At 35.9% G+C, this 26,248-nt stretch carries 25 protein-coding genes; 9 read left to right on the top strand and 16 right to left on the bottom strand.

The window, feature by feature from the left end:
- Positions 1 to 54: 54 nt before the first annotated feature.
- Entirely contained in the window at positions 55 to 438 is a 384-nt protein-coding gene (locus tag JST55_11485; GenBank protein MBS1494129.1) for a VOC family protein, read from the top strand.
- On the opposite strand, the gene JST55_11480 is transcribed toward JST55_11485, so the two are convergent.
- The 13 genes from JST55_11480 to JST55_11420 all read right to left on the bottom strand — a co-directional run bounded on the left by JST55_11480 (position 435) and on the right by JST55_11420 (position 11,561).
- Complete coding sequence (locus JST55_11480) at positions 435 to 782, bottom strand: DMT family protein (protein ID MBS1494128.1); 348 nt, start codon at positions 780 to 782, stop codon at positions 435 to 437. The genes JST55_11485 and JST55_11480 overlap by 4 nt on opposite strands.
- Entirely contained in the window at positions 779 to 1,387 is a 609-nt protein-coding gene (locus JST55_11475) for an SAM-dependent methyltransferase (GenBank protein MBS1494127.1), read from the bottom strand. The genes JST55_11480 and JST55_11475 overlap by 4 nt, the downstream gene beginning before the upstream one ends.
- Before the next feature lie 6 nt (positions 1,388 to 1,393).
- Entirely contained in the window at positions 1,394 to 2,467 is a 1,074-nt protein-coding gene (locus tag JST55_11470) for a hypothetical protein (protein ID MBS1494126.1), read from the bottom strand.
- Between the two features lie 173 nt (positions 2,468 to 2,640).
- Entirely contained in the window at positions 2,641 to 3,954 is a 1,314-nt protein-coding gene (locus JST55_11465; GenBank protein ID MBS1494125.1) for an MFS transporter, read from the bottom strand.
- 52 nt (positions 3,955 to 4,006) lie between these two features.
- The gene (locus tag JST55_11460; protein MBS1494124.1) at positions 4,007 to 4,441 is read right to left on the bottom strand and encodes a nucleoside deaminase; all 435 of its coding nucleotides are present in this window, start codon (positions 4,439 to 4,441) and stop codon (positions 4,007 to 4,009) included.
- 14 nt (positions 4,442 to 4,455) lie between these two features.
- Complete coding sequence (locus tag JST55_11455) at positions 4,456 to 4,971, bottom strand: cupin domain-containing protein (protein ID MBS1494123.1); 516 nt, start codon at positions 4,969 to 4,971, stop codon at positions 4,456 to 4,458.
- Positions 4,972 to 5,040: 69 nt separating this feature from the next.
- Complete coding sequence (locus JST55_11450; GenBank protein MBS1494122.1) at positions 5,041 to 5,355, bottom strand: cupin domain-containing protein; 315 nt, start codon at positions 5,353 to 5,355, stop codon at positions 5,041 to 5,043.
- A gap of 6 nt (positions 5,356 to 5,361) precedes the next feature.
- Positions 5,362 to 6,285 (bottom strand): Ppx/GppA family phosphatase, encoded by a 924-nt coding sequence (locus JST55_11445; GenBank protein ID MBS1494121.1) that lies wholly within the window; start codon positions 6,283 to 6,285, stop codon positions 5,362 to 5,364.
- Entirely contained in the window at positions 6,269 to 7,114 is an 846-nt protein-coding gene (gene prmA, locus JST55_11440; protein ID MBS1494120.1) for a 50S ribosomal protein L11 methyltransferase, read from the bottom strand. Before prmA ends, JST55_11445 begins: the two co-directional genes overlap by 17 nt.
- Positions 7,111 to 7,992 (bottom strand): bifunctional methylenetetrahydrofolate dehydrogenase/methenyltetrahydrofolate cyclohydrolase FolD, encoded by an 882-nt coding sequence (gene folD, locus JST55_11435; protein MBS1494119.1) that lies wholly within the window; start codon positions 7,990 to 7,992, stop codon positions 7,111 to 7,113. The genes prmA and folD overlap by 4 nt, the downstream gene beginning before the upstream one ends.
- A 2-nt stretch (positions 7,993 to 7,994) precedes the next feature.
- On the bottom strand, positions 7,995 to 9,080 hold the full coding sequence (gene carA / locus JST55_11430) for a glutamine-hydrolyzing carbamoyl-phosphate synthase small subunit (protein ID MBS1494118.1): 1,086 nt from the start codon (positions 9,078 to 9,080) through the stop codon (positions 7,995 to 7,997).
- A gap of 161 nt (positions 9,081 to 9,241) precedes the next feature.
- Positions 9,242 to 9,703 carry an SPOR domain-containing protein gene (locus JST55_11425; protein MBS1494117.1) on the bottom strand — a complete coding sequence of 154 codons (462 nt, stop codon included), beginning with the start codon at positions 9,701 to 9,703 and terminating at the stop codon, positions 9,242 to 9,244.
- Positions 9,704 to 9,731: 28 nt separating this feature from the next.
- Positions 9,732 to 11,561, bottom strand: coding sequence for a S9 family peptidase (locus tag JST55_11420; GenBank protein ID MBS1494116.1), 1,830 nt, complete (start codon positions 11,559 to 11,561; stop codon positions 9,732 to 9,734).
- Positions 11,562 to 11,671: 110 nt separating this feature from the next.
- Here JST55_11420 and deoC point away from each other — a divergent pair, with 110 nt between their 5' ends.
- The 8 genes from deoC (at position 11,672) to JST55_11380 (ending at position 20,955) form a co-directional block, all read left to right on the top strand.
- The gene (deoC, locus tag JST55_11415; GenBank protein ID MBS1494115.1) at positions 11,672 to 12,622 is read left to right on the top strand and encodes a deoxyribose-phosphate aldolase; all 951 of its coding nucleotides are present in this window, start codon (positions 11,672 to 11,674) and stop codon (positions 12,620 to 12,622) included.
- A gap of 18 nt (positions 12,623 to 12,640) precedes the next feature.
- Entirely contained in the window at positions 12,641 to 12,799 is a 159-nt protein-coding gene (locus tag JST55_11410) for a hypothetical protein (GenBank protein MBS1494114.1), read from the top strand.
- Between the two features lie 37 nt (positions 12,800 to 12,836).
- The gene (locus tag JST55_11405; protein MBS1494113.1) at positions 12,837 to 14,339 is read left to right on the top strand and encodes an aldehyde dehydrogenase family protein; all 1,503 of its coding nucleotides are present in this window, start codon (positions 12,837 to 12,839) and stop codon (positions 14,337 to 14,339) included.
- A 71-nt stretch (positions 14,340 to 14,410) separates the two neighbouring features.
- On the top strand, positions 14,411 to 14,950 hold the full coding sequence (locus tag JST55_11400) for a molybdenum cofactor guanylyltransferase (protein MBS1494112.1): 540 nt from the start codon (positions 14,411 to 14,413) through the stop codon (positions 14,948 to 14,950).
- Positions 14,943 to 15,749, top strand: a complete 807-nt coding sequence (gene fdhD, locus JST55_11395; GenBank protein MBS1494111.1) for a formate dehydrogenase accessory sulfurtransferase FdhD — start codon at positions 14,943 to 14,945, stop codon at positions 15,747 to 15,749. Before JST55_11400 ends, fdhD begins: the two co-directional genes overlap by 8 nt.
- Entirely contained in the window at positions 15,739 to 18,012 is a 2,274-nt protein-coding gene (locus tag JST55_11390) for an FdhF/YdeP family oxidoreductase (protein ID MBS1494110.1), read from the top strand. Before fdhD ends, JST55_11390 begins: the two co-directional genes overlap by 11 nt.
- Positions 18,013 to 18,392: 380 nt before the next feature.
- The gene (locus JST55_11385) at positions 18,393 to 19,592 is read left to right on the top strand and encodes a T9SS type A sorting domain-containing protein (protein ID MBS1494109.1); all 1,200 of its coding nucleotides are present in this window, start codon (positions 18,393 to 18,395) and stop codon (positions 19,590 to 19,592) included.
- A gap of 76 nt (positions 19,593 to 19,668) precedes the next feature.
- Positions 19,669 to 20,955 carry a T9SS type A sorting domain-containing protein gene (locus JST55_11380; protein MBS1494108.1) on the top strand — a complete coding sequence of 429 codons (1,287 nt, stop codon included), beginning with the start codon at positions 19,669 to 19,671 and terminating at the stop codon, positions 20,953 to 20,955.
- Here JST55_11380 and JST55_11375 read toward each other — a convergent pair whose 3' ends face one another.
- The 3 genes from JST55_11375 to JST55_11365 all read right to left on the bottom strand — a co-directional run bounded on the left by JST55_11375 (position 20,956) and on the right by JST55_11365 (position 26,221).
- Positions 20,956 to 21,393: a GNAT family N-acetyltransferase gene (locus JST55_11375; GenBank protein ID MBS1494107.1), complete on the bottom strand. Its 438-nt coding sequence runs from the start codon at positions 21,391 to 21,393 to the stop codon at positions 20,956 to 20,958.
- Positions 21,394 to 23,025, bottom strand: coding sequence for a T9SS type A sorting domain-containing protein (locus JST55_11370; protein ID MBS1494106.1), 1,632 nt, complete (start codon positions 23,023 to 23,025; stop codon positions 21,394 to 21,396). It lies immediately after the preceding gene.
- A 751-nt stretch (positions 23,026 to 23,776) separates the two neighbouring features.
- Positions 23,777 to 26,221: a TonB-dependent receptor gene (locus tag JST55_11365; GenBank protein MBS1494105.1), complete on the bottom strand. Its 2,445-nt coding sequence runs from the start codon at positions 26,219 to 26,221 to the stop codon at positions 23,777 to 23,779.
- Positions 26,222 to 26,248: the final 27 nt, after the last annotated feature.

Raw genomic sequence — 26,248 nt, 5'->3', positions numbered from 1 at the left:
TTTTTAAAATAGGTTTTGAAATTAATTTAGAAAATATAAATTAAATTACATCTTATGATAAAAACACAGAGGCTTGACCACATTGCAATAACAGTTAAAGACGTGCAGAAAACAATTCAGTGGTATTCCGAAATTATAGGACTCGAGAGAGTTCATTCAGATATGTGGGACGGAGTGCCGGCATTTATGGTCGCTAACGGCAGCGGACTTGCAATATTTCCTGCGAATGAATCACTGGAAGATTCAGGACCTGCGAAAGAAAAATATGACGTGAAACACTTTGCTTTCAGAGTTGATAAAGAAAACTTTGAGAGAGCGAAGAAAATTTATAAAGAAAAAAACTTAGAGCATAATATTGAAGACCATGAGATATGTTATTCAATATATACAAAAGATCCTGACGGCTACATAGTAGAACTTACTACTTATGAGATTTAAGCAGTTTTAAAATCATAAAAAACGAAGAAGACAGCACCGATAATAAATCCGAACGCAACGATGTAATTCCATTTAAAATCCTCTTTAAAATATAAAACCGCAATTAGTACAAAGACAGAAATTGTAATAATCTCCTGAAGAATTTTCAATTGAAAGAGCGAGAGAGTCTGAAATCCAAGTCTGTTTGCCGGCACCATCAGTGAATACTCAAAGAATGCAATCCCCCAGCTGATAAGCACTGCCTTCCATATAGGATAATCCATTTTTTTCAGATGTCCGTACCATGCAAAATTCATAAATGTATTTGAAGCAATGAGAAGGAGTACAGTTGTGAGAACATTCATACAAGATTTTCTTTTTTAATTAAATTGATGAACAATTCAGAACCTTCACGTGGAGGAATTGAATTGTAACAATCATCAAAATATTTAAAATCGAAATAAGGTTCAAATAGTTTCACGTATTCATTTTTTGTACCGCCGAAAGGAGGACCCGGATTTGTGAATTCCGTGCCAAATAATAACCCTGATAACTTGCCATTCTCTGAAAGCAATTCAAAGGTTTTCTTAACATAATTTTCTCTTTGTGAAGGATGAAGCGCGCAGAAGAAAGTCTGCTCGATAATTAAATCATATTTTCCGGTATGATTAAAGAAATCATCCTGAAAAATATTTTCTGAAGGAAAGTCCGGAAAGCGCTGAATAAAATTTTGAATGGCTGTATCTGACCATTCAACTATAAAAATATTTTTGAAGCCAAGGTTGTATAAGTACTCTGCTTCATATCCGTTACCGCTTCCGGGAATGAGTATCTTTAAATCTTTATTTGTCAGCTGGTCAAAGTACTCTTTTAGGGGAGTAGATATATAACCTATATCCCATTTCGTTTCATTTTTTACAAATCGTTCTTCCCAGTATTCTTTATCAAAGTTTATTCCTGCAAAATTCATTCTATATTAAGCAATGTGAAGTTCTTTAGTTCTTTTCTTTTCTGCTTTAGTTAAGAAATATACTGCTACTAAAATAAAACCAAGCGTCATCCAGTCTTCATCAGTCGGATATTTTCCTCCGAATGAAAATGCGAATACTAGTGTTGCTGCAGTTCCGGCAACGAGTGATGTTAATCTGTTTACAAGTCCTGCAAAAGTTGCAGTTCTTCCTTTGAACATAAAAATGAATACTGAAAAGAAAGCTACCATTCCGAATGCAAGTCCCGATACAGTTGCCCAGTACCATAACGGTTTAGGAGTATCAATTGCTGTTTTGAATGCTGCAATTTCAGGAATGTGTGTATTATGTCCCAATATATAAAAAACAAATGCCGTAATCATAATCATGAAAATGGAAGCAGATATCTGCTCAATGGCAAAAAAGCTTCTGTTATCCTGTTTAACATTTTTTCCGGTTGTATTTTTATAATAGTTCATTATATAAATTCTGAAAGAATAAGCGCAGAGATAAGCAGTTAAAATCCCAACTGCCGCGGGTGACTTTACAAAATCAAAACTTCCCGGCTTTAATGAAACAAGATTTACAGCAACTGCAAGAATAGCGAAGAGCACTGCAACGTTCTCTTCCCAGTAAACTCTCTTTTTAAGTATGCCTTGTTTAATCTGAATAGCATCAACAACTCTTCCTATAACAATAACGCTGCCCCGCATAATAACCATTGCGACCATAACAGATATAGGAAGCATATACATTAAAGTAGTGGTAGGAATAACTACTGCAGTACATAAACCTGAAGGGATGATATAAAGAAACTGATAAGGCATACTGATGGGACCGATTTTCACAAGTCTATCAGCAGGAAATCTATACCACTTCAAACCAAACACAACTAATAATGCTATAAAATTTCCGCCGAGGGTATTATATACAAGATACTCCATTGAATTCATTGGAGCTAAATCGCGTGTAGGGAATTCGGTAAAGTACTTTACCGCAATACCGGTTATCACATAAAAAATAAAATATCCGATGCACAGTTGGATGAGCCTCGCAGTTGAACCTTCTTCAGATTTCCACATAGGGTAAAATTAAATTAAAATAAAAAAGCTCCGGCAAAATAAACTGCCGGAGCCTGAAAATTTTTTAACTTTTAAAAAACTTAAATCATTGGGGCAAGTTATTTATTAGTAATATAATATTCTGAGCAAAAAAATCAACGTATTAAAAATTTAATCGACTTTATTTATTAACATCAATGTACTCTTGTTTCTTTAGGTCTTGCATTCCAGAGTTTAATCATAAGCACACCGCCTATAATAGAAAATACTATCATACTCGGTCCCCATGAGCCCCATCCGTAAGTATCTATCAGCCATCCTGCGCCTATACCCATCACAGAGCCGCCTATGTATTGCATTCCGTCGAACATACCTGCTGCTGTTGCCGCAGCTCTTTGTCCGCCGAAATCCATCGAAGCAGTTCCTGAAAGCATTGAGTGTACCATTGATATTGCAAGCGAGTTTAATGTAAACGCTGCTGCTACTGCCATTACGCTCGGCGCCATTATAACTACTGCAAGTGAAATCACCTGAAGAACATAACCTATAAAAGCTACAGGAGGTCTGCGTGAACCAAAAACTTTATCGGACATAAATCCTGCGATAAAAGCTCCGCCAATACCTGCAAGAACAATTGCGAATGCATTACGCTGGAAGATCGGATTATCTAAAGTTAAATGCTGGGCTTCCTGCATGTAGCGGGGAAACCACTCTTCAAATCCTTTGCGAACAACTCCAGTGCAAAACTCTGCTGCAGCAATTGTTATTGCAATAGGATTTGTAAAAACTTTTTTTGCTACGTAACCTAAAGTTATTTTTTCTGTATCTCCGCTTGTTGCATCCTGAGGGTCGAAATCTCCGAGACCGGCTTCTTTAGGAGTATCTTTAACTATAAAGAAAGTTAGTATAGCAAAAATTCCTACAACAACTGCAGGAAGAAAAAATTTCCATTGCCATGGTAATGCAGTCACTAAAGCTGTTGTCATTAAAGCGTAAACAAAAAATCTTCCGCTTTGAATTATCGAACCAAAGATGGCAGAGAAAACTCCGCGCTCACTTACGTGAAACCATCCTGCGTTTACTTTTATCAATGCTAATGCGCTGTATGACTGGAAGTATTGATTTAATGTCCACGTGCTTGCAAGATACATAAGCATCAGTGTTCCTGTTCCAAGAAATCCTAAGTATGCGGCAAAACCGAATGCAAGATTGAAAACACATGCGCCTACTGCGCCTGTAAGCATTGCTTTTCTGCCTCCCCATCTGTCTGCAATGGGTCCGTTGAAAATTGCAGCAAGTCCGTACACGAGCGTACTTACGGTAATGATGGTTCCGATTTGTGTCTTCGAAAATCCAAATGTATCCGATAACTGCTTATTGGCAAAACCAAAGTTGTATCTTGCCATATACATCGTAGCATACGTAAGCCCAAGTGTTAGCCAGTTAAGTCCACGCCGTTTTTTAAAGTCGGATGTGTGTGTAATTTTAGGGAATAATGCTGCAGCCATAAAATTTTATTTATCAGATTTTTCTTCGAAAAATTTCAATTCAATTTTTTAATTACAACTCACCAATATCTTCACTCCACAATTGTGGGTTTTCTGCTATGAATTTATTCATCATATCTACACATTCTTTATCTTCAAGATCAATTACTTCCACTCCATGCGATTCCATAAATTCCCTTGCTCCGTTAAACGTAATTGATTCCCCTACTATAACTTTTTTAATTCCGAACTGAACCACTGCTCCGGAGCAAAGATGACATGGCATCAATGTAGAATATAACGTTGTTCCTTTATATGAACCTATTCTTCCTGCATTGAAGAGACAATCTATTTCAGCATGGAAAACAGGATTGGATTCCTGAACTCGTTTATTGTGTCCGCGACCGATAATTTTTCCATCTTTAACTAACACTGAGCCGATAGGAATTCCGCCTTCGGCTAATCCCCGCTTTGCTTCATCTACGGCTGCTTTAAAAAATTCGTCCATATTATTTAAATCCTTTATTTAAATCCTTTGTGTGCTAATTTTTCTATTACTACTTTGTGCTGTGGAAACTTTTTCAACAAATCTTCTTTTTCTCCTATAACAAAATCTTCAAAATCAAATCCCGGTGAAACAGTACATCCAACCAGAGCATATGAATCCTTATCTTTTACTTTTGAACCGAACCACTCCCCTGCTTTTATTACGACCTGCTGCTCTTCATTATTTTCGAGATTCTTTCCGAGCGCATGAACAGTAAGCTTTCCGCTTTCATCTATAGAATAAATTTCAAGCGTGCCGCCTTCGTAATGATGCCATATTTCATCTGATTGTATTTTATGGAGTGCTGAATAGTTTTCGGAAGTAAGAAGAAAATAAATAGAAGTGCAGTGCGCTCTATCGCCTGAAAATCTTGACGGTAGGTTTTCTTTTTTAACAGACTCTTCACATCTATAAGTCTCTTTAAAAAAGCCGCCTTCAGGATGCGCCTTAAGGTTTAATTTGCTGATTAAAAAATCCACTCGGGAGGACATAATATCACAAAGAAAGTAGATATTAATTAATTTATCAACCTAGTAAAAAATACTTTTTTGCAGAATTTTTCAGAAATGGACGGCAAGCCAGATGGCCTTTGGATTTGTGCTAGTGTATGTAACGCGGTGTTTTCGGTGCGCAGATATGGCTATAAACGCTCCTTTTTGCAGTTTTTGGACTTCTCCGTCCGCAAATGTAAGCTCAGCTTCACCCTGGACTAGAACTATCCATTCATTTTGAGGGGAGTCGTACCATTCGCCTTCCGGAGTTATCTGTCCCGATGAAACAATTCTTTCAATTTTTACATTTTCGTTTTGAAAGAGCGTTTCAAAAATTTCTTTGGAAAAATCATTGATGCCGGAGAGATCGAATATATCTTTCATAACAAATTATAACAGACTGTTAAAAATTTCTAACGCTGCGCCGTAACGAAGACCTTTTGTTGAGACTGATATCTTTTCAAATTTAAAATGCTTCATAAATTTCAGAAGAATAAATGCTCCCGAAGTTATTATATCATTTCTTCCAATCATATATTCACCAAGTTTTAATATTTCACTTTCTTTCATTTCAACAAGCATGCAGAAAAGTCTTTCAACATCCGTTAATCTTAAAACAGAATTGTTAACTTTATCAGATTCAAATTTTTTCAAATCCTGACTAAGCGCTGAAAGTGTTGTAACCGTCCCTGCAACACCAACCAAACTATAAGGTTCAAAGTTAAGATATGCAAGACTTACAAAACTGTTCAACAAAAACTGTTCAGCTTTATTCAGATTTTCGTCAGAGTAAGATTCTGAGAAGAATTTTTCTTTAAGTCTTACTGAACCGATGTTCATACTGAGCGATGTCAACCGTCCATTGTTTAAGAGAGATACTTCCGTACTGCCGCCTCCGATATCAATGACTACCTGATTTGTTTTTCCGGGGAAATCTATAAGCGCGCCCTCAAATCCGAACTTAGCTTCTTTCTTTCCCTCAATTATATCTATTTCAATTCCTGTTTCTGAATTAATGTAATTAATAAACTCATCTTTGTTAGCAGCATCCCGCAATGCGCTTGTACCGAATGCAAAAACATTATCGCAGTAGTTCTCCGCTGCTAATCTTTTATACTTCAAAAAAATCTCACGGATTTTTTCAAACATACTGTCTGATATCACTCTGTCTTTATCAACTCCTTTGCCAAGGCGCGGAACTTCCTGCACATCAAGTATAGTACTGATTTTATTATTAGAGAACTCAGATACTAAGAGAAGACAGGTATTTGTACCAAGATCAATTACTGCAGCTCTTTTATTTTTTTCTTGCATAGATTCCCAGCCATTCGGCTTTTTTTCTCACTTCAATTATTTCAATGTCGAATTTTTCCAGTTCGTTTAATATCTGCTGCTCTTCTTCAATTAAAATTCCGGAAATAAATAGCTTCCCGCCGGATTTTAATTTTGAATAGATGTATTTAAGATTTGCAGTTATTACCGAACGGATTATATTTGCAGCTATCACATCAAAATCCATTTCATCTACGTGGGAGATATTGCAATTATCAAGCTTGATAGATTTTTCAACTCCGTTATTCCTTATATATTCCTTTGCGTTTTCAATCGAATCCACATCGATATCTATTGCAACTGCATGTTCAACGCCTAACTTTATGGCTGCAATAGAAAGCACTGCTGTACCTGCGCCGTAGTCAAGCATCGTTTTATCATTTGCATCTAAATATTCACAAAGCATTTCGAGTACAATCTGAGTTGTCTCATTATGCCCTGTTCCAAAAGACATCTTCGGGTCAATCTCAATTAAAATTTTCCCTTCGGGATTCTCAATTGAATCTTTATTCCAGGATGAGTGTATTACAATTTTATCTTTTATATAAACAGGCTGAATTGATTTCTCCCATTCATCATTCCAGTTTCTGTTTTCAAATTTTTCTATTTTGATATCAATACTTCCTGCGTAATTTTCTAATTCAGTTTTGACTTTTTCAATTAAGTCTTTCTTCTCTTCTTCTATGTAAATTTTTATTGTTCCGTTCTCTTCCAGACTGTTTTCAATATCCGCCTGATATAGTGCGCTCTGAATGTTATCATAGTTTTCAGAGTTAAACGGAATTGTTATTTCAAAATAATTGGAGTTCATTTTAGTGTATTGTTTGCAGATTTAAGTGTGTTTTTCATAAGCATAGCAATAGTCATTGGTCCTACTCCCCCGGGTACCGGAGTTATCTTAGAGCACTTATCAAAGCAGTCATTGTAATCAACGTCTCCTGTTATTTTTGAACCGGATTTTTTGGTGGAATCCTCTACTCTGTTAATACCTACATCAATAATAACAACGCCTTCTTTTATCATATCTTTTTTTACAAAGTCAGCTTTGCCTATGGCAGCGATTAAAATATCTGCTGAAGCAGTTATCTCATTCAGATTTTTTGTTGCGCTATGGCAGATTGTAACTGTTGAATTAAATTCCTTCTGCACCATTAAGTTAGTAATTGGTTTGCCGACTATATTGCTTCTTCCCAGCACTACAACATTTTTACCGCTTGTTTCGGTATTCGTTCTTCTGAGTAACTCTGTAATTCCGTAAGGTGTGCACGGAATAAAACAATCAGTACCTATTACAAGTCTGCCGATGTTCTGCGGATGAAAACCATCCACATCTTTTTTATAATCAATCGATTCAATTACTTTCTGTTCATCAATGTGTTTTGGTAGCGGAAGCTGAACTAGTATTCCGTGAATTAATTTATCGTTGTTAAATCTGTCAATAAGTTCAAGCAGTTCTGATTCTGATACATCTTCCGGAAGCTCTTCCGTAACAGAATAAAATCCTACCTTCTCACATGCCTTTGCTTTACTGCTTACATAAACTTTTGATGCCGGATTTTCTCCCACTATTATAAATGCAAGTCCCGGAATTGTATTATAAGAATCTTTAAGGACTTTTGTTTCTGCTTTTACTTCTTCAAGAATCTGATTTGAGATTTCTTTGCCGTCTATTACTTTATAGTTTTCCATTTCTAATTTTTTGAAACTGTTTTCATAAATTCTGTAAATAAATATTTGCTGTCATTGGGGCCCGGTGATGCTTCAGGATGATACTGCACGCACATCACAGGATATTTTTTATGTCTTATGCCTTCATTAGTTCCGTCATATAAATTTGTATGAGTAATAATTATATCATCATTTTGGAAAGATTTTTCGTTCACTGCAAAGCCGTGATTTTGCGAAGTAATTTCAATTTTATTTATTTCGTGATTCTTTACAGGGTGATTTCCGCCGCGATGTCCGAACTTTAATTTATATGTTTCTCCTCCGAGAGCAAGAGAAATTAACTGATGCCCCAGGCAAATTCCGAATACCGGAACCCCGGAAGGAACCAACTTTTTTGCATTCTCAATTCCATAAGTGACTGCTGCAGGGTCGCCCGGACCGTTGGAGAAAAATATTCCGTCAGGTTTGTAATCCAAAACTTCTTTATGTTCTGTTTTGGCATTGAACACTTTCAGCTCAACATCAAAATTCAAAAACTCTTTTAAAATATTCTGCTTTATGCCAAAATCATAAACTGCAATTTTATATTTCGGATTATCTGCCCTAACTATATAATTTTTTTCAGTGGTAACATAATCGACAAGGTTTGCTCCGCTCATTTGAGGTACCTGCAAAACTTTTTCTAATAACTTCTTATCTGAAATTTTTGCACTCGTAATTAAACCGCGCATAGAACCCTGGTCGCGCACCATTTTTGTAAGTGCTCGTGTATCTATTCCTGTTATGGCCGTAACTTTATTATTCTTAAGATAACTTTTCAGAGATTCCATTCCTTCAAAGTTACTCCAGTCATCTTCATAACTTCCGACTATTAATCCTTTAGCCTGGACTTTACCTGACTCTTTATCATCATCGTTCGTTCCGTAGTTTCCGATAAGCGGATATGTCATAATTACAATTTGTCCGTAATATGATGGGTCAGTTAAAATTTCCTGGTAGCCGCAAAGGGATGTATTGAAGACAACTTCGCCTGAAGTTTCGGAATCATATCCGAAAATTTTTCCATCGAAGATTTCGCCGTTCTCTAAAATTAATTTACCGTCTTTCAATATAAATGTAGTGTATTATGTGCAATTTGAGATAGGAGGTATCTCAAATTAAAAAAAAAGCCGAATGATTAAAACTCATTACAAACTGCCTACAAAAAAACCCTTTTGATAAATAATCAAAAGGGTTTATATATTAATTTATAAAATTATTTTCAAAAATTTTATTGTAAGTATTTAGTTTCTTTAATAAACGCGTCGCCGTAACCTTTAGACTTAACATATGCCAGATCCTGTTCAGCTTTTCCTAAGTTATTATATTCACCTGTCACTATCTGATAAAACCCCTTTTTATTCCATTTCATATCGATGAAGTATCCCTGCAAATCATTTCTTGCCTTCGCGATAAAATTATCTGCATAAGTTTTGTTTACAAATGCGCCGATTTGAATTACTGTATTAATCGGAGTATAATTTACAGGAGGAGGATTATTGGTAGTTGGCGGTGTGTACGTTGGAGGAACATACGTTGTCGGTGGAACATACTGTTTCTTCTGCTGCTCACAAAGTACGCACGGGTCATCACTTGCGCCTTCATCAAACGGAACGCATCCGTTGAAGGTCTGTGATATTGCAATTACTATGATAAAAAGTATTAGAGAAAAATACGATTTTATATCTCTCATTTTCAATAGGAGTTTGGTAAAGATAACTTTATTTTAAATATTTATCGAGGAAATTCAACATCAGTTTAAAAACTTTTATCTGATTAGATACTTTTGAAAATCCGTGACCTTCATCTTCTAAAAGCATATACTCAACAGGCTTGTTTACTGATTTCAATTTTTCGACAATCTGAACAGACTCATCTTCAACAACTCTCGGATCATATTTTCCCTGAATAACAAGCAATGGACATTTTATATTATCAACGAAGTTGATCGGGCTTCTTTCTGTAAGCATTGCTTTATCTCTTTCTGCATTACCAACGAGAATATCTGTTCCCTGCTTCCAGTGCTCAGGCACTGATTTTAAAAACGTAAACAAATTTGAAGGACCGAAAATATCTATAGCACACTTCCATAGATCAGGCGCCTTAGTTACGCATGTGAGAGTCATAAATCCGCCGAAACTTCCGCCAACTACTGCAATTTTTTTAGGATCTGCATAGCCTGTTCCTTTTAAGTAATCAACTGCGCCCAACACGTCTTGTAATTCAGCGCCGCCCCAGTCTTTGTAAATCATTTGCTGGAATGTTTTACCGTAACCTACACTACCTCTGAAGTTAGGAGCAATAACAACATAACCTGCATTAGTAAATACCTGAAGATATTTATTGAAGTTATGCATTTCAGATGCTTCGGGTCCGCCATGAGGCCAAAGAATTGCAGGATTTGTTCCGTCTTTCTTTAAACCTTTCGGTACATAAAGTAACCCGTGAATATTAAGTCCGTCAAAACTTTTATAAAAAATATCTTTAGGCTGTGTAAATGCATCTTCACTTATATTTCCTATTAAGGAATCTGTTATTGCATGCTTCTTATCTTTTTGCAGATCATAAACAAAAATTTCAGTGGGAACTAAAGGACTATTGCACATATACACGAGTTTCTTTCCGTCATCAGAGAAACACATCCCTGAATATGTTTCTTTCTTCAGTTTAAGTTTTTTTATTTTTCCTGATTTCAGGTTTTTTATTCTCGGAATATGGCTGCCGTTCTCATTTATAACCCAGCTCATATTCTTAAAATCTTTGGAAAAATTATAAGTAACGATATCCCAGTTTTCGGTAACAATCCATTCGGACTTTCCTGATTTTATATCGTAGTATTTTATTCCTTTAAATTCTCTTCCTTCATCTGTTAAATAATAGAAGCCCTTATCATTTTTATCAAAGTGAATATTGCTGTAAAAAATATTTTCGTTTATATCATGTTCGGTAATATTTTTTAAAGAGCCGTCTTTTGAATCATACAAAAGAAGGTCTTTGTTCATATTGCCGTAAACTTTTTCAAAGATTATATATCTTTCGTTGCTGCTCCACTCTGAAGCATGTGTAGGATACTCATCATCAAAAGCTTTTACTAAAATATTTTCGCCTGTCTTTAAATCTTTAATGTAGCTATCGAAATTATACTGTAGTCTTTTATTGGATGCAAATAAGATCTTATTTCCTTTTTTATTATAGGAAATAAATATTGTCTGCGAATTTTCAAATCCTTCTGAAAGATAATTTACTTCACCGCCTGTATCCGGCATTGAATAAATCTGTGTCTGTTCGTCTCCGTTGTTATCGCTGACAAAAATTAAATCGCGTGTTTTTGGATTGTGATGTACCTCTCTTACTGCCTCAGGCCAGATTGAAATCTGTTTGGTAACGCCGCCCTTTAATGAAGTTACCCAAATCTGCGGGATGCCTGTTGTGTTTGTTATGTAGAATACTTCGTTATTTTTTTCGGATAGAGAGAATCCTGAAATGGATCTTATTGCAAAAAACTGTTCTACTGTTAGTTTTCTTACTTGAGGTGAATTAGTTCCGGACATTATTAGTTTAATTGAAATATCAAAATATATTTTTTTTTAGATATATTTTAGTCTATTTTAATCTCTTTTAATATTCGTTATGTTTCAATAAATCAATACAATTACAGAACATGAAGTTTAAAGAGAATTTTTTAAGCAATTTTCTATTGCCCGTCGATGAAATAGGTACGAAGGAACGCGCAGCTATGCTTGCAGGAAGAAGCATTAAAACCGAAAGTAAAATATGGGCTTTGAATACTGCTATATCCATGATAGACCTCACAACTCTCGAAGGTAAAGATACTGAAGGCAAAGTTCTTGCAATGTGCCAGAAAGCAATAAGACCAATGCCCGGAGATTATACAATTCCAAGTTGTGGTGCTGTCTGCGTTTACCCTAATATGATTAAAACAGCTGTGAAAGCTGTCGGCGATTCGGGTGTTCACGTTGCATCAGTTGCAACTGCATTCCCTTCCGGTCAATTTTCTATGGACTTAAGAGTTCAGGATGTAGTAGATTGCATAAGAGATGGCGCCGATGAAATTGATATGGTTATTTCCAGAGGAGAATTTTTATCGGGTGAATATCAATTGGTATTCGATGAAATAAAAGAGATTAAGCAAGTCTGTGTACAGGAATCAAAATATATGAGCGAGAAGCTCGGCAAAAAAGTTGACGTGCATTTAAAAGTTATCCTTGAAACAGGCGAACTTGAAACATACGATAATGTAAGACGCGCAAGTATTTTAGCGATGATGGCCGGAGCCGATTTTATAAAAACATCTACAGGAAAAGTTCAGCCCGCTGCAACACTGCCTGTAACACTTGTAATGCTTGAGGCAATCCGCGATTATTATTTTGAGACCGGAATAAAAATTGGAATGAAACCTGCAGGCGGAATTAAAACTGCTAAAGATGCTATCGCTTACTTAGTGTTAGTAAACGAAACACTCGGACCTGACTGGCTTAATAATAAAATGTTCAGAATAGGCGCAAGCACATTATTGAACGATTTATTAATGCAGCTTAGAAAACAAAAAACAGGCTTCTATCAGGGAGCTGATTATTTCACAATCGATTAAAAATTAAATAATACTACCATGCCGGAACTAACAGAGTACAAAGGAAATGCTTTAATTTGCTTAAACCCGGGAGAAAAATTCCCATTCTCATTCGGATTAGGAAAAGCAAAAATGATATTGGCTAACATAGAAGCGATTAAAAAGTTTGTTGAGTCCGAAGGAAAATCTGTAGAGTAAATTATTACAAAGATTAAAAAGAATTTAAAATTTGAAAATGAGTTCAAAATTACCCGCGAAAGCTAAGAAGGTTCAAAGCAAAGAGATTACCGTCAAAGGAAATAACGTTGCTCCGAAATGGAATTACTCCAAATCAATCGAAGACCCGTCACATATAAAGCTAAAACCGAAATATGATCTTTTCATAGACGGTAAATGGCAAAAGACTGCTAAATATTTTAATACTATAAATCCTGCAACGGAAGAAATAATTGCTAAAGTTGCTTCAGCTGAAAAGAAAGATGTTGATAAAGCAATTAACGCTGCTGAAAAGGCTTTCAACGGTGAGTGGAGCAAAATTTCAGGCAAGGAACGTTCGAAATATATTTTCAGGATTGCAAGAATTTTACAGGAAAAAGCAAGAGAGTTTTCAGTTATAGAATCAATGGACGGCGGCAAGCCGATTCGCGAATCAAAGGCTGTTGATATTCCTTTAGCTATCGCTCACTTCTTTTATTATGCCGGATGGGCGGATAAACTAAAGTATGCTTTCCCCGGACAAAACCCGAAACCTATCGGAGTTGTAGGGCAAATCATTCCTTGGAATTTTCCGTTATTAATGGCTGCATGGAAAATCGCTCCGGCGCTTGCATGCGGAAATACAGTTGTGATAAAATCAGCAGAGACTACTCCCCTTACATTATATAAACTTGCTGAAGTAATTCAGGAAGCAGGAGTACCGGATGGCGTTGTGAATATTATTTCAGGCGCAGGTGAAACCGGCGCATGGATTGTTAATCATCCGAAGGTAAAGAAGATAGCATTCACAGGCTCAACTGAAGTTGGTAAAATTATAATGCGTTCAGCAGCAGGAACAGATAAAAAATTGACATTGGAACTCGGCGGTAAAGCTGCAAATATAATTTTTGAAGATGCACCTATCGATGCCGCTATAGAAGGAATTATAAACGGAATTTATTTTAATCAGGGACATGTATGCTGCGCGGGCTCAAGACTTCTTGTACAGGAAAGTATTAAAGATATTGTTATCAGAAAATTGAAACACAGAATGAGAAACTTGAGAGTCGGTGAACCGCTCGATAAAAATACTGATATCGGCGCAATCAATTCAAGAATGCAGTTAGATAGAATTAACGAAATGGTAAACTCAGGAATAGAAGAAGGCGCTACCATGTATCAGCCTGAGTGCACACTTCCATCTAAAGGATACTGGTTCAAACCTACATTCTTTACTGATGTTGCTCAGTCCAACAGAATTGCAAATGAAGAAATCTTCGGACCGGTATTATCTATATTAACATTCAGAACTCCCGCTGAAGCTATAGAAAAAGCTAACAATACTTTCTACGGTTTATCAGCAGGTGTATGGACAGATAAAGGCTCAAAAGTTTTTAATGTATTAAGCAAACTGAGAGCCGGTGTTGTATGGGCAAATACATTTAATAAATTTAATCCTGCATCTCCGTTCGGCGGATATAAAGAAAGCGGATTCGGACGCGAAGGCGGCAAGCACGGTTTAGATGCATATGTAAGCTTGTAATCAAAATTGAAAATTAATTAATATAGAAGAGCGAACTTGTTTCGCTCTTTTTGTTTATATGAAAAATAAATATGAGCAATGAACTTACTGCTCTCATTCTCGCCGGAGGTAAAAGCCAAAGAATGGGAAAAGATAAAGCGCTTATTAATTACACCGGAAAACCTCATATATTTTATCTGGCAGATTTACTCTCACCTTTTTGTAGTAAAATTTTAATCTCACGTAACAAAGAACAAGCTCCCTTTCCCAAAGGAAATTTCGAAATTATTTATGATGATGAAAGCAGTGAAAACCAGGGACCGCTGACAGGATTAATCTCTGCGATTAAACAATTCCCCAATGAAAACTTCATTACAATTTATTGCGATTTAATTAATATTGATGAGACATTGCTTAAAATTCTTATTGATGGAAGAGATGCGAATAAATTCGCTACGTGTTTTATTAAAGAAGATTTTCCTGAACCTTCGATGGTAATTTTTGAAAGCAAATCAAATCATATTTTACTTGAAAAATATAATTCAGGCAGATACTCAATTATAAAATTTCTTAAAGAACATGACTGCAAATATATTCCATTACAAAATGAGTTAATTGATAAAGATGAGTAACGGGAATTATAAAATATTAAAAGTTCAAAACGGAATTACTAACGAAGCTGATGATACAGCTGCAATTGAAGAACCTTTGGAAATTTCTATTGTAAATTGTGCAGAAAAAAAAGTTATCTCAATTACCATGAGAACTCCCGGAAACGATGAAGAACTAGCTGCAGGATTTTTATTCACTGAAGGAATTATTAAAGATAATTGTGTTAAGTCGTTCTCAAAAGGAATGAATACAGTTACAGTCCATATAGAAGAAAATGCTCAGATTAATCTCAAATCTTCCGATAGAAATTTTTATATGACTTCAAGCTGCGGTATTTGCGGCAAAAGCTCAATTGATTCAGTCAGGACAAATTCTAAATACAAAATAGAAATTTCAAAAAATGTTATTTCTAAAGATACTATTTTAAAGCTGCCTGAGATTTTACGAAAACATCAGAGTATTTTTGATTCTACAGGCGGTCTTCATGCAAGCGGGTTATTCGATTTAAACGGAAACTTCATTGCGCTGAAAGAAGATGTCGGCAGACACAACGCACTTGATAAACTTGCCGGCTACGCTTTACAAAATAATTTGCTTGCGCTATCAAATAATATTTTATTATTAAGCGGACGCGCTAGTTTTGAGCTTATTCAGAAAGCTTTGATGATAGGAATTCCGGTTGTCTGTGCTGTCGGTGCGCCATCGAGTCTTGCAATTGATTTAGCAAAAGAAAATAATATCACTCTTATCGGATTTTTAAGAGATAACAGATTTAATATATACTCTTATCCTGAACGGATTAAGCTTAATGAAGAATAAAGAAACCAAAAATACAGAACATAAAATTACAAAGCCGAAAGTAAAAGCAGGCGGAATTCCTTCAGTTGTTTCGGCGTCTAAACATCTGCTTAGAGAGTTAAGTCCTTTCAGAGCAAGTAAAGTTATGTTTCAGCTTAACCAGTTCAACGGACCTGATTGCCCGGGCTGCGCATGGCCTGACCCCGATCCCGAACGTTCTTCTCTGGGAGAATATTGCGAGAACGGCGCAAAAGCAATTGCAGAAGAGGCAACATCTAAAATTGTTAATGCAGATTTTTTTAAGAACAACAGAATTTCAGAACTAAAAAATAAGGATGAATATTATTTAGGGAAACTAGGACGTATAGCGCAGCCTGTTTATAAAAAGTCAGGCAGCGACCATTACGAAGAAGTTTCATGGGATGCTGCATTTACCATAATAGGTAATAAACTTCAATCTCTCCATTCTCCCAATGAAGCAATATTTTATACATCGGGCAGGACAAGCAATGAAGCTGCATTTTTATATCAACTTTTTGTAAGAGAGTACGGAACGAATAATCTGCCTGACTGCTCAAACATGTGCCACGAATCCAGCGGAGTAGCATTGACCGAAACCATTGGCGTTGGTAAAGGTACAGTTAAACTTGAAGATTTTTATAATACAGATTTAATTATAATTGCCGGTCAAAACCCCGGAACGAATCATCCGCGAATGATGAAGGCTTTGCAGAAAGCAAAAGCTAACGGCGCAAAAATAATTTCAATTAATCCACTGAAGGAAGCCGGACTTATAGGCTTCGATGACCCGCAAAGCGTAAAAGGTGTTTTCGGTATTGCATCGAGACTTACTGATTTATACCTGCAGGTCAGAATAAACGGCGACGTTCCGCTTCTGAAAGCAATTATGTTTTTATTGTTGCAGGCGGAAGAAAAAAATCCCGGAAAAATTTTTGATTCAGAATTCATTAAGAAAAATACGCATGGGTTTGATAATTTTATAAAGGATTTAAAAGAACAAAATCTGAATTCGCTTTCAGAAAATTGCGGAATTTCCATAAGAGAAATTCAGCAAGCCGCTGATTTAATTATTAAATCTGAAAAAATAATTTATTGCTGGGCAATGGGATTAACACAGCATAAAAATGCTGTAGATAACATTTCTGAAATTGTAAATCTTTTACTTCTCAAAGGCAGTATAGGAAAACCCGGCGCAGGTGCCTGTCCTGTCCGCGGACACAGCAATGTTCAGGGTGATAGAACAATGGGAATTTATGAAAAGCCGAATCATAATTTTCTTGATAAGCTGAAAAATGTTTACGGCTTTAACCCTCCTTATGATCATGGATATGATACCGTTGACGCAATGAAGGCTATGCATAAAGGCAAAGCAAAAGTTTTTTTTGCAATGGGAGGAAATTTTTTATCAGCTACTCCCGATACAAATTATACAGGTGAAGGATTAGAAAATTGTGAGCTGACAGTAAGTGTCGCAACTAAATTGAACCGCACTCATTTTTTTACAGGTGAAGAATCACTAATACTACCGTGTCTTGCCAGAACTGATTCAGATTTTAAAAATGGAAAAGAACAATTTGTATCTGTTGAGAACTCAATGGGAATAGTACATCAGTCAAAAGGTACATTAAAACCTGTCTCCAATAAATTACTGAGCGAGCCTGAAATTGTGTGCCGGCTTGCAAAGTCAGCTTTAAAAAACAAAACTAAAATTGACTGGGATAAGATGCTTGTAGATTACGATAACATAAGAAACGAAATTGAAAAAGTAATTCCGGGATTTGAAAATTATAATTCACGTGTACGAATCAACGGAGGATTTTATCTTCCTAACTCAGCTCGTGACGGAAATTTTAATACACTCACAGGCAAGGCAATTTTTACAATTTCAGAAATTCCGCTGTTAAATCTTGCAGATGCTGAATACCTGATGATGACTATCCGGAGCCATGACCAGTTCAATACAACAATTTACGGAATGGATGACCGCTACAGAGGAATATTAAATACAAGACGTGTTATCCTGATGAATAAGACAGATATAAAAAATGCCGGACTGCATCATAATGAACTTGTAAACCTTGCTACATATTATGGTAAAGAACGACTTGTTGAAAACTTCAGAATAGTTGAATACGACATAACAGAAAGATGTGTGGCGACCTATTTTCCTGAAGCAAACCCTATAATACCTTACTCAGAAACTGCCCGAAAAAGCAATACTCCGATATCAAAAAGTATAATTATAAAGATTTTGAAAAAGTAACATTATTGTAACATTTTTTTATATTTACCGCAATAACAATATCTTATTTAATACTATTCTGCATAATAAAGCGTTCTTTTAATTTCTGATCACTAGAATGAATGCATAGCTCCTTTCTGCTCACAAAAAAATCCACAACAAAAATATAAAATAAATAGTATTTTCAAAAGTGTTATTAACCTATATGTAGTAATATACAGTTAAGATAAAAATTTGAATTAATTTTTATTTAAAAGTGTTATACATTTAAAAAGAAGGAGCGTTTCATTTTATTGAATAAACGGTTTTACATATTATTATTATTTCTGGTATTCACTTCCATTTCCACTTCATGTTTTTCTCAGGAGTATTGGATACCTTCCGTAATACCCAATGCAGATATGACATTAAATAAAGTTACCAGTGTAGACAGCGTAACTTATTATGTTGCTTGTGATTCAGGCAGAGCCCTTCGAAGTACAAATGCCGGGCTAAACTGGACTGTGCTTAATACAGGCATACCAAATGATATTCGCGATGTTGATTTTATAAATGCTAATACGGGATTTGCAATTGCATGGGAATATGGATTGGTTGACCCCAATTTTTACGGCTCTATAATTTTGAAAACAACCGATGCAGGGCAAACATGGGATTCTCATTACAAACGTGATGATTCAATTTTTTATAGAAAAATTTCCTTCATAAATTCCCAGTTTGGTTTTTTACTGGGTGAACCTGTTGGAATTGTAAGAACAACAAACGGCGGCAGTAACTGGATAAAAGACTATATTGATACCAACACCTTTGTTCATGGTTTTCCTGTATGGGATATAAAGACAATAGGCACACAGTTCGGAATTGCATGCGGCGGATTTCAAGACTTAGCGGGTGTAATATGGCGCACAACCAATGCAGGTGTAAACTGGACTTCGCAGGGAGTGGCTCCGGAACCACTTTTTGCACTTCACTTTTATGATAACCAGAACTTTATAGCTGTCGGAGGTGATTTTGAATACGGTGCAAGTCTTGTTAAAACTACCAATGCCGGAGCGAATTGGGATTATACACCTCTGAATGAATTTGGAATCGGATTGAATTTATCCTTCCGCACTGAATCTGACGGTTGGATGGCGCTTGGTCTCGGACAGAAATTTCTTTATACTTTTGATGGAGGGCTTGGCTGGAGAACTATTCCTACTCCGAATCTGGAAACAATTTTAGATGTACACTTTTCTTCTAAAAGACATGGTGTAGCTGTAGGACAACATGCAGCAATATTAATTTACAATTCAAGTTTAGTTGCTATTGATAATAATACTTCTAAACTACCTTCTTCAATTGAATTAAAACAAAACTATCCTAATCCGTTTAATCCGGAAACAATTATTTCTTTCTCATTAGATAAACCCCAATATGTAAGCCTGAAAATTTATGATATGATAGGGAAAGAAATAAAAACACTGGTCGAAGGAGTTACCGGTCCCGGAGAACATAAGATAAGATTTGATGCCTCAGAGATTCCGGCAGGAATTTATTTCTATACTTTGAAAACTGATAACAAGGTTTACCAAACTAAAAAAATGATATTAGTAAAATAGTTACCTCTAAGAACACTTCGTACATCTCAATCATTAAATTTGTAAATAAGCAGCTGTCATTTTATACTGTACAGATTTGAAAAAAATTTTTATAATATTAGCTTTATTAATTGCGGGAAATTTATTGCAGGCGCAGAATTACTGGCTTCGCTCTTCTTTTAATCCTAACATGAATTTGTTTGCTGTTACCTATACAGATTCAACTAATTTTTATATAGCGGCAGACTCAGGTAAAATTTTTCACAGTACTGATGCAGGTTTAAGCTGGTCAATGCAAAATACAGGATACCTCAGCAGAATTTCTGATATTAATTTTTTAGATGTCAATACGGGATATGCAATTTCATGGGAGTTTGGTTTAACTAATCCTGATTTTATCGGTTCGATAATTTTAAAAACAACAAACGGAGGAATTAACTGGCAAACTAACAGAGTCGATACCGGAATAACCTTCAGCAAAATATTTTTCACTGATTCGCAAAATGGTATGCTTACCGGATATCCTGTCGGCATTCTTCGCACCACAAACGGAGGATTAAACTGGACAAACGACTACATAGATTCTGCTACTTTCTATGATTACCCAATTAAATCTTTTATAAAACGTAACTCCCAACTATCTATAGCGTGCGGGGGCTGGAATGACATTCAGGGTGTAATATGGCGAACGACTAATAACGGACTGAACTGGGCAGCACAGGGTGTGGGTTTTGAACCGTTATACTCACTTCATTTCTTTGATGATAATAACGTGATTGCAGTCGGAGGTGATTTTGAATATGGCGCCAGCATGGCAAAATCTACAAACGGAGGAATCAACTGGGTGTATACTTCGTTTGAACAATTCGGAATTGCTTTGGGAATGTCATTCCGTATTCCTTCCGAAGGCTGGATTGCTTTGAGCCTCGGGCATACTTTTTTATACACTCGAAATAGCGGAAACACATGGAATGCATGGGAAACTCCTAACGGAGAATATATTTATGATGTGAAATTTTCAAATAACAGAAACGGAATTGCGGTTGGTGAACATGGAGCTATTCTAAAATTCAATACCGATTACGTTGGGATAGAAAACACCGGTACAACTATACCTTCAAACATTCATTTAAAACAAAATTATCCCAATCCGTTTAATCCGTCAACAATTATTTCTTTTACAGTACAAAGACCTGAATTTGTTACTTTAAAAATATATGATATGCTGGGAAAAGAAGTTGAGACACTCATTAACGGAGTAATAAATCCGGGTGAGCATAAAATAAATTTCAGCTCAGCTGAAATACCTGCAGGCGTTTATTATTATACTTTAAAAACAGAAAGTAATTTTACCGAAACAAAAAAAATGGTACTGGTAAAATAACTAACTCACTTCGGAATTTTTCTTTATCATCGTTCTCTCCGGCATTTCATTCTCTCCAAAGCCAAACTGTCTGTACAGACCGTGTGCATCTTTTGTGAAGAGCATCCAACGCTTCATTGTTTTTAAAGGTGAATATTCCATTACTTCTTTCATCAATATTTTTCCAAGTCCTTTTCCTCTGTATTCTTCATCTATTATTACATCGCATAAATATGAAAATGTATGGTAATCTGTAACTACTCTGGCAAAACCCACTTGTTTAGATTTATAGAACAATGCAAAGTTCAAAGAATTTTCCATAACTTTCTTCATCGCTTCTTTTGTTCTTCCAAATGCCCAGTATGAATTTGTTATCCAATTGTGGATTGCTTCAAAATCCATTTTAGATATATCTGTAGTTACATAGTACTCTTCTTTACTAATTTCTTTTAAATCCATTTATTTTACTAACACCATTTTTTTAGAATCTGTAAAACCATTTGCCTGAATGGTAACAAAATAAACTCCGGAGTTTAACGCTGCTGCATCAAAAGTATATTCATACTCACCTGCAGGTAAAACTTTATTAACTAGGGTTTGTATCAGCTTTCCTTCAGTATTATATACATTCATATTAACTTCACCTTTTTCCATAATGCTGAATTTAATATTTGTAGTCGGATTAAATGGGTTCGGATAATTTTGCGCAAGCTTAAATTTATCGGGAATAACATTACTTATCTGATTAATGCCAAGTGTTGTGACATCTAATTTAGTTGCCCATACCTGATAAATACCTGTTGAATTATCCATCCACAGAGCCCATAAGAAATTGCCTGAATTTGTAATTCCAATATTATCTCCCATGTAACCTGCTCCGGTGCCGGCAATGGGGGAAGGTTTAAATCTGTGGTCACTGATAGGAAAATCTTTCCATGTATCTCCGCCATCTGTAGAGCGTGACATAAAAACTTCGCTTGAATCACTTGCGCATCTTCTGTCATCATAATAAATAATATTTATTCCGCCGCCATCATCAACACGCATTGCAGGGAAAAATTGTATCTTACCATTATTTACAGGGTCCTGATTAACTCTTATTCTCGGAGACCATGTTTGTCCTCCGTCAGAAGACCTTCTGAAAATCACATCAAGATCTGAACCTGCAGGAGAAAGATTTTTTTCAGTTGTAATTATATATATCCATCCGCTTCTCAGTCCTGTTGACATATCTATATCAATATCAGGCAAACCATTTACCAGAATATTTCCTTTTTGAGGTAGAAATCCGCTTACTCCGCCCACATTGTAAATATTTTCTGTGACGGAAAAATTTGCTCCGCCGTTAGTAGATTTTGCAAGTCCTAAATAATTTTCAGGAAAGGGAGAGATTGAGCTTACAGCTGCCCATGTAATATATACGTCACCGTTGCGATTCATTTTTACCATTGCTCCATTATTTCTTTGAGTGGGATTATTTATCTGCCTGGGCGCTGCCCAATTTACTCCTCCGTTTGTTGTTGAAGAATAGTAAACAGATATTGGCGAGATAATCGGTACCCAGGAGTAATGTGTTTTGCCATAGTAAGGACTTGCGGGGCTAATATCACTTCTGATATCGCCTTTGTATTGGTCGCCTGTTTGTATAGGATACTGGTTTGACCAGGTCAAACCTAAATCTGTTGAGTAATGTGCAAACTGCCCGACAAATAAACTTTGTGACCCTAAATGAGTCATGTAAAATCTTCCATCTTTATCTATCATCGGACCCGGATCACCGGCATGATTTTGTATTAACTGACCTTTACATGTATCACTTCCAAACCATGAATTACCGCCATTGGTAGTAACGTACACACCTTCACTTCTGAATGCTCCATTAAGTGTAAATGAACTGGCGAAAAGAATATTAGGATTTGTAGGGTGAGGGACAATTTCAGGTTCAGTTTGAGAAACTCCGCTCGGAAAAATCCTGAAATTTGGTGCAACATTTACGTCCGAATAATATGATTGTTGAACTGTTCCACTCTGCTTAAAAAAGCCGTAAGACAATGCCGATAAAATAATCAGCAAAAAAATTTTTGTTTTCATATGCTTTGCAATCTCCTAATCATAACATAAGAGTAATATATTTAATTCGCAGGGATAATAATAATATACAAAAAAAGCGAAAGATGAACTATTCAAGCAATTTGAAAGCAGCTAAAAAATAAAGTTCATACTCCGCTTTGAAGGAGAGAAAATCCGTATTTTAAATAAATGTGCCGTTAAAACCGCTGAAAAATTTAATCGAAAGGAGAGTTTGTCTTTATTTTTCGTCTAACGGCACTTAATTTTTTTGTTTTATCTTAATTTATATAGTATTATTTTGCTCAAACCGAACTTCACCACAGTTATTAATAATATTTTCATGTTTGGCTCTTAAGTCACCCGTAAAAATATTTTAAACTGAATTTCAATCGGAAGGAGATTGAACAATAAGAAAGAACGGGGCGTTTACGTCCGCAGCTTTTTCTTGTTTTTAAAGAGCGGGAATAACTTTTATAATTTATTGCTAAGTTTCGGAGATTGCATGTAAATTCTAAAAGTTTATTACCCGCTTTTTAAATTGTCAGTAAATAATTAGTGCGCCGCTCCTTATGTATTAAACTAAACCTCAATCAGAAGGAGTTGATTGATTTGATAAGAAAGAACGAAGAAACGACACACTAAAACTTTTATTTTTTTTGTCAGATTAATAAGCGTGCTGCGCTTTTTTATAAGTATTAAACTAAACCTCAATCAGAAGGAGTTGATTGGTTGTGATAAGAAAGAACGAAAGTACAGCACGTTACTAAAATTTTTAGAAGTTACCTTTCAAAGAGAAAATAAAGTTCCTGCCCGGAGCACTTATTCCCGAAGCAAACACCCTGTAATTCTGATCTAAAATATTTTCCAGATCGAACTGAACATTCAGACTTTTTGTAAGCTGATATCCTGTTCTCAAATTCAATGTCATCCAGCCAGGCATTCCTTCTATTGTAGCATCTGCTAAATTATCTTCACCTGAGGGACTGTAATCTTCTAATTTCTTTTTAAAATTATAAACTGCATTTACATCTGCTTTGAACTTATCAAATGTAAATACAAAACCGGTTTTACCAAACATTGGCGGAATATGGTCCAGCGGATAATTTGCAGTATCGGCTTTAACTCTGGCATAAGTATAATTTATTGTACTCATGAAAGAAACGTTTTCGCTGAAATCTGCATTGATAGAAAAATTACCGCCGACTAAATATGCTTTCTGAACATTCTGATAAGCATAAACATTTGCAAGTACTCCGTCATAAATAATCTGGCTGCTTCCGTTATAAGTATAAGGAGCAGAAACAATTGCATCATTCAATAAAGTATAATATCCTGTCGCATTAACCTGCACTGCATTATTGAATGTTTTTGAAAGACCAAGCTCTCCGTTTATAGTAGTCTCCGGTTTTAAGTCGGCATTAGGAACTATTACTCTTCCTAAAGTTTGTCCGCTGCCTTTTACCGATTCAAATACTTTTGCAACATCATCTATGTTAGGAGCGCGAAAACCCATTGAACCGTTAACATAAATTTTGAAATCGGGCTGCACCTTAAATGTGAAACCTAAATTTCCTGTAGGAGCAATGTTATTTTGTTTTGCTTCTTTAAACGGAAATTTAAAGAATGTTGTATCAGTAAAGTTAGCATTAAGTCCTACGTAATTTACTCTCGCTCCTATGTTCATATAAACCTGCGGGCTTAGCTTCCAGTTATCAACAACATATCCTGAAATGTAAGTCATGTTGCTTCCGTCAACAGGATATCTTGTATCTGCAGGAGTTTCTGCAGCAGTATTGATGTTGTATCTGGTTGCAGTTGAAGTAACATTGTTATAAGATGCCTCCACACCATAGCTTATATCGTGTGTTTGCTTAACAACTTTTTTCAAATCCCAGTTTAAAGAGTAAACTTTTACATCTTCTACCTGATTTTTTATAGTAGAAGAGTTAAAGCTTCTGTTATGTCTGCTCTCGCCTGCATTCTGGAATGACAATATTAAATTTGAGTTATCAAACATTCCTGAATTTGATTTAAGCCCTAAAGTATATGAACCCATTATTCTCTTTTCAGGACCGTAATACCATTCGGCATTTGTATAGTTTGTACCTGCGCCGTTAAAAGTATTCAGCCTGTCGTATCTTGGAATATCGTTCGTATTTGAATACTGGAAATTAAATAAATGGCTAACGCTTTCGCTTCCTTTTATTAAAATCTTCTGCATGATATCATACTGAGAATAACCCGTAGGCGATTGCAGATATGCGTTTGAATTTTTTATCATCACATCTGTTCCTGCCATTGTTCTTTGGACTGTGTAATTTCTTTTCCAGCCTTCTCTTAAAGCATCGAAACCTTCCTTACCCTGCATCAGATTGCCGAAGCTTGAGTAGGATAAGCTTGTTAAAAATGCAACGTTCTTCAATCCGATATTCACATCAAGATGATTTGTTGCTTCGTTGTTTACGGATGAAAATCTGCTGCCTGTGCTTACTTTATACAGAGTTTTATTGTCGCTTCCGCTGAATAATGGGCTCTTAGTATAAAAGCTCATTACTCCACCAAGTGCGTCACTTCCATATAATGTAGAACCGGCACCGTACATGATTTCCATCCTGGAAAGCATGCTCTGGTCTATCCGTATCACATTTTGCAAGTGACCACCCCTGAAGATGGCATTATTTAATCTGATTCCGTCAATCATAATTAAAACTCTGTTAGCTTCAAATCCGCGAAGCACCGGACTCCCACCGCCCTGCTGACTCATCTGCACAAATACATTGCCTGTATTTTCCAGCAGCCTTGCTGTTGTTTGTTTGTTTTCAAATTCTATTTCCCGCGAGTTCACTACTTCTATCTGACGCGGTATATCTGTGAGATTCTCTCCGAACTTATCGGCTGAAATTACTATCTCATCTGTTGAGTAACTTTTCTGTGCCAGATAAACCATAAAGTTTTTCTTTACGATTTCATCATAGCTGAAAGTAGTTCTTGCATAATCAGGGCTGAAGAATGAAATTTTTTCTGCTCCCTGGAACTTACTAATGTTTGCCTGCCCAAGCTCGTTTGTCCAGACCGTCTCATTACTTGAAGGACTGGTTATTACAACCTTTGCGATTGGCTGCAAAGTGGATTTGTCGTTTACCGTAATTTCCTGCGCTTCAAGAAATGGTGCGGCAAAAAACAAGAACAACAAATGGAGAAGGTGTTTTTTCCTCATTGGATTGGTTTAATTAATAAATGTACT

It is taken from the genome of Bacteroidota bacterium, assembly GCA_018266835.1.
Classification (GTDB): Bacteria; Bacteroidota; Ignavibacteria; order Tepidaquicellales; family Tepidaquicellaceae; genus JAFDZO01.
This window is presented reverse-complemented; position numbering and strand designations above follow the sequence as displayed.